This is a genomic window from Stappia sp. MMSF_3263 (assembly GCF_030733745.1).
In the GTDB taxonomy this organism is placed as follows: Bacteria; Pseudomonadota; Alphaproteobacteria; order Rhizobiales; family Stappiaceae; genus Stappia.
The window spans coordinates 89,850-102,647 of the sequence record NZ_JASHIK010000015.1 but is presented as its reverse complement, the minus strand read 5'-3'; the positions used below and the strand labels follow the sequence as shown (position 1 = coordinate 102,647).

The 12,798-nt window shown below is 55.8% G+C and carries 7 protein-coding genes and 1 pseudogene; 3 read left to right on the top strand and 5 right to left on the bottom strand.

Annotated elements, in window-relative coordinates:
- Window positions 1-15 precede the first annotated feature (15 nt).
- The gene (locus RBB46_RS16425; protein ID WP_306030099.1) at window positions 16-1,896 is read right to left on the bottom strand and encodes a heparinase II/III family protein; all 1,881 of its coding nucleotides are present in this window, start codon (window positions 1,894-1,896) and stop codon (window positions 16-18) included.
- A 100-nt stretch (window positions 1,897-1,996) separates the two neighbouring features.
- Between RBB46_RS16425 and RBB46_RS16420 the strand changes: the two genes are divergently transcribed.
- The 3 genes from RBB46_RS16420 to RBB46_RS16410 are packed head-to-tail and all read left to right on the top strand — an operon-like array spanning window position 1,997 to window position 9,199.
- Window positions 1,997-4,099 (top strand): glycosyltransferase family 4 protein, encoded by a 2,103-nt coding sequence (locus RBB46_RS16420; RefSeq protein ID WP_306030098.1) that lies wholly within the window; start codon window positions 1,997-1,999, stop codon window positions 4,097-4,099.
- 48 nt (window positions 4,100-4,147) lie between these two features.
- Window positions 4,148-6,343, top strand: coding sequence for a methyltransferase domain-containing protein (locus RBB46_RS16415; protein WP_306030097.1), 2,196 nt, complete (start codon window positions 4,148-4,150; stop codon window positions 6,341-6,343).
- Window positions 6,344-6,358: 15 nt separating this feature from the next.
- The gene (locus tag RBB46_RS16410) at window positions 6,359-9,199 is read left to right on the top strand and encodes a heparinase II/III family protein (protein ID WP_306030096.1); all 2,841 of its coding nucleotides are present in this window, start codon (window positions 6,359-6,361) and stop codon (window positions 9,197-9,199) included.
- Window positions 9,200-9,294: 95 nt separating this feature from the next.
- On the opposite strand, the gene RBB46_RS16405 is transcribed toward RBB46_RS16410, so the two are convergent.
- The 4 genes and pseudogenes from RBB46_RS16405 to RBB46_RS16390 form a co-directional block, all read right to left on the bottom strand.
- Window positions 9,295-9,948, bottom strand: coding sequence for an ABC transporter ATP-binding protein (locus RBB46_RS16405; RefSeq protein WP_306030095.1), 654 nt, complete (start codon window positions 9,946-9,948; stop codon window positions 9,295-9,297).
- A gap of 10 nt (window positions 9,949-9,958) precedes the next feature.
- Window positions 9,959-10,741, bottom strand: coding sequence for an ABC transporter permease (locus tag RBB46_RS16400; protein ID WP_306030094.1), 783 nt, complete (start codon window positions 10,739-10,741; stop codon window positions 9,959-9,961).
- Between the two features lie 73 nt (window positions 10,742-10,814).
- Entirely contained in the window at window positions 10,815-12,128 is a 1,314-nt protein-coding gene (locus RBB46_RS16395) for a lipopolysaccharide biosynthesis protein (RefSeq protein WP_306030093.1), read from the bottom strand.
- A 346-nt stretch (window positions 12,129-12,474) separates the two neighbouring features.
- Window positions 12,475-12,791 (bottom strand): annotated as a pseudogene (locus RBB46_RS16390) (DUF2274 domain-containing protein).
- Between the last annotated feature and the right edge of the window lie 7 nt (window positions 12,792-12,798).

Below are 12,798 nucleotides of genomic sequence, written 5' to 3'. Positions count from 1 at the left end.
CCTGAGCGACTCCATTTATCGGTGGACTTTATACTCTATTGAAAAGCTTGGGGAAGAAAACCCCTCCGTTTTCAGCCGCAACCGGTGCCTAACGAGACCGGACTGCCAGTCAAAAAGAAAGGCACGATGGGTTGCATTTGCGCGCCCCCCCCCAACGATCGGCGGAGTATCTCCGAGAGAAATCAGCGTGGCAAGACTTAGAAAGGTGCCCGACGCTGCCACTGATACAGACGTACATGGTTCGAACTGCCCGGCACATGGTGCCCACCAGCCTCGATATCCGGGATCGACAGCATCGTCAGAAACGAACCGATCGCCTCTCCACACCCGTTCAACGGCCGTGCCGGCCAACAATGGCATGAGATACAACTTCCCAGCCCCATCCTCCATGCAAAGTCCAGGACCGCTAGATTTCAACCAACGCGGATGAAACTGGAACCACTGTCTCACAATCGCGGATTTTCGAGCGAAGCGACAAGTGTCGACGACGATCAACCACTCGCCTGGCCTTAACAAGACGAAACGGTGATGTTGTGCTGCCCCAGCGTTGGGAATGGCACACCGGCTTCCCTGAACGCCATCGACCGTCAGCACCTCAGTTATCGTCGCTCCAAATGCTTCCTGTCGGTAACGCCGATGGTTGCGGCCGTCGATCTCAATAGTATTGTGAGCACGGGCACTTTCTACATGCACCCGCCGCGGGTCTGCGTACCAGAAGCCGTCCCGCTGCAGCGGCGATCCCTTAGGCGTTCTACCTAGATATCCGAAACTCCCAGCGTCAATTAGGATCGGACGCCCCAAATCGTGCCAAACCACAGCGCCGCTATCGCAGTGCTTGTGAGTACGAGAGTGAAAGGCAGCAGTTTGCGCCAGATAACTATCACCCTGTGACGTCGCCTGTTGGCGAATGAACCAGTAGCCACCCTCCCGAAATAGCGATGACCCTGTCTCGGTTGGGCCTGTTTGATAATCACTTGCAATTTTCTCTATTGCTTCTGGAGTATCTCCCAGCGCGATAAGCTTACCTTCTGGATCAAACATCCAATTGCAGAGCTCCTTCATGCGGGCAAATAGATCGATCAACGTTTTATCATTCACAAAACCGCAATCAATCATCTTTCCTAACAGCCTCGTTACCAGCATTTGATAGCCAGCGGAATGCTCAGGCAACGAGCCGTCAGGCTTGATCTGGATTTGAAAGAGGGCGTGGAATTGCCGCGACGCCCGCCAATAGATGTCTTCAGTTCCCAACCCTCCTGACAGGAGGCGATCCCCAACGCCAATATTGTAGAAACGCGAAGTGCCAGCGATTATATGGGCCAATTGGAAGAGACCGTGGTTATGTCGACGTAAGATACTCCCATCCTCTTCAAAGCTATGTGCGTGCTCAAGGAACAAGGTCAGGAGATCCGACCAATCCTCGCTCGGAAATCCTTCGACGATCAGGCTGTCGACGAGAAAGGCAAGTCGATAGGTTCGGGCGCTTACAGCAATGGCGTATGCCGAGAAATCTTCATTATTATCATCTCGCCCGTTCCCAACATCCTGAAGGAAACTCTTCCACAAGAGGCCTGAGTTTCGCATCCAATCGACCGCAGCCACCTTCAGGGCAGTTCGATAGAAGTCGTCGTTGGTGCGGTCGAGGCCGACAAACAAGGGTTCCAGATGATGCCACGCCTGAATTGCCATACGTCTTGAGCGCGGAAGTTCATCGGAGGGTTCTGCGAACGGCCTTTCAAGCCGCACTTCGATACCGCAGTAGACGTATCGCCCTGTCGATCTGGCCGCCTCGGCCGCAGCAATCGCTTCGGTTTCGGGATAGTCGTACAATCTGTCATAGCGGCGCAGTGGTCGTTGTCGGACGGCGTTGGCAAAATCACTGATCGAGCTGGTCACGACCCATCCTTTATAAGATGTCGGAAAAACACTGTGTAGCCGCTGTTCTAAAACGGCCAATACGGCTATTCCTACGATACGAAAATTGCAAGGGGGACCAATGATCACGATTAGGAAGCCAGCCGGCGACGCCCCAACCCGATGTAATTTTAAGCGATCTGCGGAACTCGATACCGCTGTTCTAGCTTATCTGGCCGGCTCGACATGCATTGACGATCTTATTCGCAACCGCGCATTGATTGCGGCAACCAAACGGCTGCGTACCTTCCATCGTCTCGCCCGCAAGGGTCGTCCGATAGATCTGGACACTCTCGTCACCCTCCCAGACATGCCGGGAAAAGATACTCTGGTTGGCCTGCTGGGACGATTTGAGAGGCAACCGCATAGTTGGCCTGATCGACAAGCAGCCGGGCTTACCCTTTTGGGCTTCCGTTTTTTTCCGGCAGGCCTTCTTGCGGCCCTAACCGTTCTGGCCGCCCGCTCTATTGCTTCCCAGTGCGGGCGCCCACTTCCTCACCCCACCAACCCTGCGAGCATCCGAGATACAAAGCCAGAGAGCAGGTTCCTTGAACCCTGGGATGATGTCGATGCAACGTTTGAGGCTCTTCCAAGCGTAGAAGACGATGGGGCAGAGTTCCTGTCGATGTCAGCTGCTTCCCCAGAGAGCCGAGCTTGGCTCGCCCAATGGCTTTGCACGCTAGGCTTTGATAACACGGGCGTCAGGATCGAGATCCATGCAGAGCAGATAGCAGAGCTCGCTAGTAGAGCGCTTGTGCAAGAGTTGCGCAACCATGCCGGACGAGGCGCAACAGGCGATTGGAACGCGGTACGGATTTTGCTCCGGGCGATCACTGCCACGAGCCTGCCGCCCAGGCGTCTACTCATGCTACGCCGCCTTGAGGCGGTCCTGCGGCTGGAAATCGAAGCCATGGCACTGCCGCTGCCATCCGCCAAACCGACCTACACGCCCGCACCCGGGCGGGTGCTCTATCTCGCTCACATGCGTGACCCCTACGAGCTGAATGGTTATGTTGTTCGAACCCACTTTGTATTGAAGATTCTTTCGAAGGCCGGATTCGAGCCAGAGCCATTTACTCGCCTCGGCTTTCCAAACGATTTGGCAAGGCACCGCACTGTTGTTGCTCCCCTGGAGACGCAACTGATCGATCATGTCTTCCGCACTATACAAGATAGCAAGGACGGCCTTATCGGGCGACCTCTTGACAACTACATCGAAGCTTATGCGGATCGGATCGTTGCCATCGCACACGATCGCCGCCCAGCCGTGATCCACGCTGCCTCGAACAACTTGAACGGGCTGGCGGCAATCATCGCAGGCCGCCGCCTCGGCATCCCGAGCATCTACGAGGTGCGGGGCATCTGGGAAATTACCCAAGCCTCCGCCAACGATACTTACAGGCAGACTCGACGCTATCAATTGAGCCGCGCTCTCGAGAACCAAGCGATCCGAGAGGCCGATCATGTCGTCGTTATCTCCGAGCAGCTCCGTCGTTTTGTAATTGAGCACGGAGCGCGACCAGACGCTGTCAGCGTACTACCAAACGGTGTCGATGCTACCCACATGCACGCGCTTCCACCTGATCCCAAGCTAAAGGCCGAACTCGGCATCGCGCCGGAGGCGGTGGTCATCGGCTATGCGGGCTCGGTGGTGCGCTATGAGGGACTCGACTTCGTCATTGAAGCCATGGCGCGACTACGAAGCCGGAATGTCAAAGCATTCCATTTTTTGCTTGTAGGTGACGGGCGCGAACTACCTGCGCTCAAAGCGCTTGCCGCCGAACGGGGTGTCGAGGCGCTCTGCACCTTTACCGGGCGCGTCCCACGCGAACGAGTAGAAGCGCTCTACCGGGTGATTGACATCGCACCGCTACCGCGACGGTCGCTCCCGGTAACAGAGCTGGTACCGCCGCTCAAGCCCTTCGAGGCCATGGCGGCGGGCAAAGTGGTGGTAGTCTCCAACACGGCCGCTATCGCCGAGACTGTGATCGACGGAAAGACGGGCGTTGTGGTGGAGAAAAACAGCATACCCGCCTTGACCGACGCCCTACAACGCCTGATCTCAGATCCTGAGCTACGCGAACAGCTGGGCAAACAGGGGGGTGACTGGGTTTTGAAGCATCGCACAGCAGAGTGCCTGGTTCGTGATGTGCAGGAAATCTACGCTAAACTATCTTTAAATTGACTTGCGTTGAACTGACCACACAGCTCAAACAGCATTGAGGAGACTGAGATGCGTCGTCTGATGATCACCGTAGATGTCGAGGCGCAGCCTGCCCGGGCAGAACGGGATCATGTCAATCGCCTGATATGGGGAAAATTCCCTGAAGGTCGGGGGGGGGGTATTGGCGAAATGATGGACATCGGAGATCGCTTCGACGCCCCGATTGTGATGTTTCTGGACTACTGCGAGCGGGCACTCTATGGCGACGCAATTCTTGACGTCGCCCGGGAGATCCATCGCCGAGGACATGACCTCCAACTCCATTCGCACCCGGAGTTCCTTGCACAGACATTCTGGTCGAAAAGGGAGTTGACGCCGCCGGACGGTATCAACGTCGCTAGCGATGAGCAGGCTGATGCACTACTTGAGTATTTGTGCCGATCGCAGGAGGATGCGGGCGCCGTCGCGCCAGTTGGATATCGCGGCGGCGGCTACCGCTACGGACCCGCGTTGCTCCGCTCGATGGTACGCCACGGGGTCAAGTTCAATAGCTCTTACAACGCCGCACGCGAGAACCAACCGTTGAAGCTTGGACGTGTGCGTCAATTCTATTGGGACAACGGTTGTCTCGAAGTGCCAATATCTTGCGTCAATCCGTATCGCAATCTGACGCGAGATTTCGACATCAACTTCAACGCCGGCGCGTTCCGTAATGCGGATCAGATGGCACAGTCTCTTGAGGCTTTCTATGGCCAGTTGGGTGAGGACGCCATCGCCGTTATGGTGATGCATTCATGGTCTTTCTGTAGGCGCGAAGACAGTGGTTTCTTTTCACCGCCACTTACCGAGAACATCGAGAGGTTTGAGGAGTTCGTCTCGCGCTTGAGACCGGCCGGGGTCGAGGTCATCACTTGTGCGCAGGCGCTCGACCTTGTCGCCGCAGGTCGATGCGAGAGCGGGCCAATCGTTCCTATCGAGACCATTGCCATATCGGACACGACACCAATTGCATCCCCTGGGACTGCCTCACCATTCCGTATGATGCCATACGATACAATGACCTGCAAAGAAGGCTTGATCGTATCCCAGCCGACCGCAAATACTGGACGGGTTAAGTCTATTTCAGCAAGATCTGGTGTTCGGGGCGTACAAACGACGGCACAGATGCGCGGGTCATCTCCCACCACACGGGCAGAAACACCAGCATCGGACAGAAATGGCGAGCCATGCTGCTCCGTATGCCACACACCTCTTTCACGTTTCGAAGACTACAATGGTCGCCCAAAATCACGCTGTCCGCAATGCGGAAGTGTCGAGCGGCAACGCGTCTTTGTGCAGATATATGACTCGTTTCTACAAGAAGAGTTTGACCTTGCTGATAAGCACATTCTGGCGCTCAGCCCATCAAAATCCGAAAAATTAATTTATGCCCAACGTGATATTCTCGATATCGTTTCTTGTGATATCCAGCCTCAACTGAAGACAGACATCATCGCCGATATTACCAATATGCCCGATGTCGAGAATGCTGCTTACGACGCGGTTATTGCCAGCTACGTTTTAACTTGCGTGCACGATCTCGACGCAGCGCTAGGCGAAATCCACCGCGTGCTGAAACCCGGTGGCCGCTTTCTATTCTGCGACCCATTGACCTTTAACGCAGATACTGTCGAGCATACTGACATCGCCACCATAACCAGTTGGTACGGGCAGGAAGCCTATGACCGGCACAAGATTGGCAGCTTTCGACGACTAGGAGATGTTGGTCTTTTGAAGACATTGATGAACCAAGGGTTCCTGATCAAGACCTTCTATGGTCGCGATCCGATCACAGGAAGCAAATGGGTTTGGCATTCGGCCGAAAAAGACGCAGGGGCTGCGGCAACGGGCGTTGAAGAAACTGCGTTCGACAGCAAGGCATTGTCGGCGCACGCTGAAAATCTCTGGTCAGAAAGTAAACATACAGAAGCATTGAATTTACATCAGAAAGTACTGGCGCGTGGAGTTGACACCGTGTCAACGTACCGTCTGGGAACGGCCTATTTACTTGGTGTCGGAATACCTCGAGACCTTGAGAAGGCATGGGAGTATTTGTCGTCTCCTTCGCAGGAGCAGGGGCGCTATGCCTGCTATTTCCGGGGCGTCATTCTCGCTTCGCCCGATTTCAGCGCTTTCGATCCAGAGCGCGCCTCTGCCTGCTTCGAGCGGGCGGCAGAGCTCGGCGTGCCAGAGGCTCAGACTGCACTTAAGAACCTAGTTTTTTAGGTCGTCAGGCGAGATATGGCCCAAATCTGGATTACCGTCGACGTTGAAGCGCAGCCCAATCGCGCGCCCGAAGCTCATGTGGATCGCCTCATCTGGGGGCGTTTCGACACTGGAGATTTTGGTGTTGGTCGGATGATGAACATCGCCGACGAGCATGGCGTTAAGCTCACCGCCTTCACCGATCTCGCTGAGATCGATCGGTACGGCACATCGATGAGCGATGTCGCCGCAAATATCGCCTGTCGCGGGCATGATCTCCAACTCCATGTACATACCGAGTTTTTTTCCCGTTCAGTATGGGACGCGGCAGGGACAACACCAGCTAGCGATCTAAATGTCATAGATGATGATCAAGCAAAGTGCGTTGTTCGTGAACTCGTAACGCATTACCAACGGATCACCGGCGTGCAGCCACTCGCGTTTCGCGGTGGCGGATACCGCTTCAATGAGATTTTACTGCGTCAATTGTGCCGTTATGGCATAAGGATCGACAGTTCTGTCAATCGCTCGCGGGCAACTCAACCATTTTCCACGCCTGCAACTCAGCAGTTCTCCTGGCCCAATGGGATGATTGAGATACCAGTGTCAGTCGTCGACGGCTTCCGGAATATTCCACGACCGTTTGATTTTAACTTTAACAGTGCTCACTTCGCCACACATGACGATATGATCCAGTATGTCGATCACTTCGGTCGGCAGTTTACCAAGGATGCCATCGTTGTTCTTGTAATGCACTCTTGGTCGCTTCTCGACATCAAAAACGGCCATCACTTCGGGCCGCCCCTGCTTGCAAATGTCGAACGCTTGCAGCGGTTCATCACAGAAGCGCTAAATGCCGGCCACAATTTTGTTACCACGGCCGATATCCTCGCTTTGCTTGAGGATGGAGAACTACCTCTGAGGGAAGCGATCGATCCACGTGGCCTAGGAGATGCATTCTGGCGCCTAGAGACTTCGGAGCCATTGCGTAGTCGGCTCACTCGCCGGTCCTGGGAGCCTCTCGAGGAATTCGGCTACCCATGGCAAACGTCATCTGAGTTCAAACCCGCGATGGAAGCTATGCTTGGCGGGCGCTGGGAGAAGGCCGGGCACTTTATCACCGACATGCGTCCGCCGATCAACTTCGATGACCAACAAAGACCGCACGCATGCGATCTGCATGCCTGGGAACCCGTGGGATATGCGCTTCGGGCCCACAAAGTTTTCGGAGATCTACGTTACCTGAATTTGGCCACTAATTTTGTGTTCGATTGGCTCAACCGCTATTGGAGACCAATATCCGGTGACACCGCCGCCGAGCACCTCGACCGACTGATCGCGGATTCATCGACCTTCGCTTGGTATGACATGGCGGTCGGACGACGGATCTTCAGGTTGGCCTATCTTTTAGACGTGCTAGCGCGAGATCCGGCCAGCGAGGAGGCAACGATAGAGACGCTGTGGCGAGCGCTTCAGTTTCATCACGCCGTGCTCAGTCGCGAACATTTCTTCCGCGCCCATAGCAATCACGGCATTCACCAGGCGCTTGGTCAACTCGCTGCCGCTCGCCGCTTCTTTCATATGCCAGAAAGCGCATCCCAATATGCATTGGCGCGTGAACGGTTGCTGCAGCTACTCGACGAGCATTTCACCTCCGATGGGGCACACAAGGAGCATTCACCCGGCTATCACTACGGTCTGATGGTGAGTTTCGTTGGCGCTGCTGCCAGCGGCCTGCTCACGGAGGCCGCTTTGAAAGACCGTGTCTTGGCTATGGAGGAAGTGCTAAGTTGGATGATTATGCCAAACGGAGTGATCGTACCCATCGGCGACACCGATCCAAAGGCCATGGTGCGGTCCATCCCGTTCGTTTCACAGTTCGCGAGCGAAGGCCTGCAACATCAAATGTCGGGGGGGGTACTCGGAACACCACCAGCCAATGGCGTCAAGGAAATGAAGGCCTCAGGCTATGCATTTGCGCGTTTTGCGCACGGCGCACCGGAAGCTCAGAACAGTTCCTATCTTGCTCAAATTGCTGGTCATCATTCTGCCACACACAAGCACGCCGATCACCTAGCCTTTGTTTGGTATGATCGCGGCCGTGAAATCCTGATCGATCCTGGCCGCTATGCTTACGCCGGCAGGACAGAGCCCCGCTCTGATTTGTTCAAACAGGGCTTCTGGTATTCTGATCCCGAACGAATCTATGTCGAGTCAACCCGCGCCCACAACTGTGTTGAGATCGATGGGTATAGCTACCGACGAAAACGGGTGCGCCCGTTCGGCTCAGCATTGCTCCATGCGTCAGAGCAAGATGGTCTTACCATTACCGATTGCGAGATGGTTGTAGAGCGCCGAATCCGACACCGGCGCGTACTGGTCATGGCGCCGGGCCACTGGCTTATGGTGCTAGACTGGCTGCATGATCGTACCGCGCCACATGATTTCCGGCAATGGTTCCAGTTCGCGCCCGACTGGAACCTTCACCTAGAAGGTAATCTGCTGCGCGGACAGGCTCCAGAAAGCTGCACCAAACCTGGCGCCTCGCTGGTGCTCGCCGACCTCCTTGGCACCGGACGCATCCTCCCTCCAGTACGCGGACAGCAAGAGCCTGAATTACAGGGCTGGACCTCTGACGCACCCTATAGTCTGGTGCCGTCTGGATCCGTGGCGGTGGCGGCAGAACCGACTATGATGGGCCGGTTCGCGACTCTCATTGTACTTGAGTCCGACGTCACTATCGATCGGCAGGCTACCCGGTTCAACGCCACTATGCGCAATGGAAAGGCTGAATGGTACGACAGCCGAGGGCGGCATACCCTAAATGTCATTCCTGACAAGTCTGGATCAGTTTCAGTCCACCACGTCACCCGTTGAACATGTGACTGACGTGCGCCCCGTTTTTGGATCGCCCCGAACGGGGACTTCCGGGGTGATCATAGCATAATCAAACCAAATTGACCGAATCGTCTTCAAGATTGAGCGCGAGTATGTGCTTCAATCGCCGCTTCTACATCTTCGTAATAATATAGCCTCCCATCATCCATGAAGCATCCGCTTTGACAGAATTTTCTTATTGTTGCTATGCTATGTGAAATCATGATTATTTTCGATGTTTCGATTTTCTTCTGAAACACCTCGTCGCATTTCCGCTTGAACCTATCATCCCCAACCGCAGTAATCTCATCGATCAGATAGTAGGAAAAGTCGATGGCCATGCTCACGCCAAAGGCAAGTCTCGCCTTCATGCCGCTCGAATAGGTATTGATCGGCAGCTGCATGGACTGGCCGAGTTCAGAAAAATCCTCGACAAACTCCACCACTCGTTCCGTGTCCTCGCCATACATGCGTGCCACAAAGCGGGCATTCTCAATCCCCGTCATGCTGCCATTGAACCCGCCTGCAAACCCCAGCGGCCAAGACACCTTGCCGCGCCGAATGATCCGCCCCTCATCGGGAAGCTCGGCCCCGGCAATCAGCCGCATCAAGGTCGATTTGCCCGCACCATTGCGGCCCAGTATCGCAATATTGCGATCCGACGGCAGGTCCAGGCTGAGATTGTCGATCACAACCTTGCGGATGCCACTCAGGCGATAGGTCTTTCGGACATTTCGGAAGCCGATCATCCCAATCCACCTAATACTGATGTTTGCGGTAAAGGCGCTCTGCGCCGAACGCGACCACCAGCAAGATCCCGATGTAAAGCCACAGATAGCCCAGATCCAATGTCGAACTGCGATAATTGGGATAGTATCCTACGCGCACCCAATCAATCGCGTGCAGCATCGGGTTCCAGGACAGCCAATAGCGAATATGCGGCGGAAACAGGTCGGGAATGAAAAAGATTCCCGATATGAAAAACAAGGGCCTTGTGATCACCGCTTCAATGCGCCGCCAGGTCGGCCAAAGCAGGAAGATGATCGCATTGGTAAGCCCCGCTCCCAGCCCCAGCAGCGCCATCGCGGCAATGGCGAAGATCACCTGATCAAGGCGCCGCGGAAAACCTGCCTCCCCGATCAAGATCAAGCCTGCAAAGAAGATGATGAAGATGAACAGATAGGTCATCACGATCAGCAGAAAGCGCGCAATGACAACATCCGTCTCCTTGACAAGCGGATAGGCCATCAAGCCGCGATTGGCCTCAAACACCGCCATCAGGGAGCTCGAGAGCTTCTGATAGAGCTGGAACGTCAGGATGCCCGTGGCGAAAAACAGCGGAAAGCTCGTACCAATCGGCGGATGGCGGGTCACAAAGGAAAAGATCAGGGTCAGAAGCGCCGTTCCGAGCACCGGCTCAAAGATCGCCCAGAAATACCCCATCTTGACCGAGCCGAACGTGACCCGGGACTCGCGCAGCACAAGCGCCGCGATAACCCGCGCCTTGACGCGGAACGGGTTCTCCACCTTGTCCATCGCCATAGACATCAGTCAGCCCGGTCAAGCCCGTCAGATGCGCTCCAGCAGTCTCGCCCCGTTTCCGCCAGAGGTCTCGTCATCGCATGTGATCGCGAATGGAATAGGCCAGGAGCACGCCAATGCTCCACAGGATCAACGCCGAAATGAACACCAGGAACGTGTTGATCACCCGATACGGATAGATGGCAATCTCCGGCGTGCTCGGAGAGGCAAACACGGCCAGAAACCGCTGCTGACGGTCCGCCTCAGCGCGCGCCCGCTCAAGCGATGACAGTGACGTGGCATAGGCCTTTTGCGCAAACTCCATATCCACTTGCAGCTTCTCATAATCGGCAAGCAGGCTCGACAAGCCCCTGCCGATCCGGGTGGAATCCTCCCCTTCCCCGTTCACTTCCGTCTGCTTCTCGATCAGCTGCGTTTCCAAAGAGGAAATCTGCTTGCGAAGCTGAACCACCGGCAGGGAATCCTCATCAAGCGAGGCCAACAATGTGCCAAGCCGGGCCCTGAGCTCGATCAGCTGCGTCTCGATACCCGCCACAAGCTGCACCTGGGCCGCCGCGGACGCCGTCGGATCCACCGCGCTCGAGGAAGATCGGAACTTGCGCATCTCGTCCCGGATCACCTTCAACCTGACCTCAGCCGTTGCCACTTCCTTTTGCGCAAAGCGCACCGCATCCTTGCGCGCCTGCTCCGACAGCTGATTGATGAGCTCCTGACAATAAGCAACGATCAAAGTCGCGATCGCCTTCGCATCCTGCGCCGAGAACGCCTCAACCTCGAAGTTCAAGATGGCCGAGGTGTTGTCGTAAGATGCCGTGATCATCCAGTCCCAATACGCGACCACATCCTCGATCGGCGCGCCCGCATCAAGCCGGTACAGAAAATCGATACTGCTCTTGCTGAACGCTTCACGCAGATCAAAATCAGCCTGAATCTTGTCGATAAGCTCCCGGCTTTTCAGATACTCAAGCACGATATAAGAATCCGTCGTGGTCGTCCCGACGCTCGACAAACCAGCAATCGCGCCGAGAAAATCACCGCCAGAGGGCACGCTGTCCATGCTGCGAACCGCAAAACTCGCACGCGCCGCATAGCGCTCGGAGGCAATCACGAAGAAATACAACCCGCCCAGAAGGCTGGGCAGCAATACGCATACCGCAAAGGACAGTTTCAAAAGCGCACGACGCAGCTGACGCGGCCGGATGTTCAGATCGGTCTTGCGCGCGATCGCCGCCGCAGCACGATCGATGCGCAGCGGAATAACCCGCTGCTCCTTCGTCTCCTTGACCTCTTTCGCGCTCTTCGCCTCGGCAACCTCATTCTTCGGTTGCGGTGCAGCGGCCTTGCTCTTTTCAGGCTCGGCAAGCTTCACGTCAGCTTTGTCAGACATAGGCTCCGTCACCATCAGAGAGTCGACCAGTTACGCTTTGCAAACTCATTCAATAGCAATTTGTTGAAAAATTGGAAAATTCATGACGTTCCGCCAGGTTCACGGGACAGGTCAGCCCATCCCACTCCCGCTATATAGCAAACGGCACCGTTCAACCAGAGGTGAGGCAAGACCGCTGCCCCGCCCCGATATCCCAAATGAATCCAGCGCAGCAAGCCAACCTACACTACCAGGCGAAGATGACCGCCAGATATCACGTCACCTGCAGACAGGCCGCGCCCCTCATGCGTTGACAAGACCGCGGCGACAACAGATCGCCCTCACCAAACAACAGCAGCACGTCCCTTTACGAAGAATCACCCCTCCAGTTTGATCGCGCCTCACCTTGTGCCAGCTGACGCCCGCCAGCCTCACAAGACCCCGCAAACCGATCGGCCGGCTTGACCGGTGCGGCCGTCTTGCGCGCCCTTGCAAAGGCACGATCTCCCTCCAAAAAGGCCTCCAGCATCAACGAAATGAACTCGGCAACCGATTCCCTCTCCTCATCAATCACCTGATGCAGCGCCGCACAATCGCCAAGCCCCTGCCCAGTTCCGACCCCACCGAAATCGTGATCTTCGCCGGTGTTCGGTCCGGCAGCCTGGCGAGTTTCAACTTGGCCATGATCCCC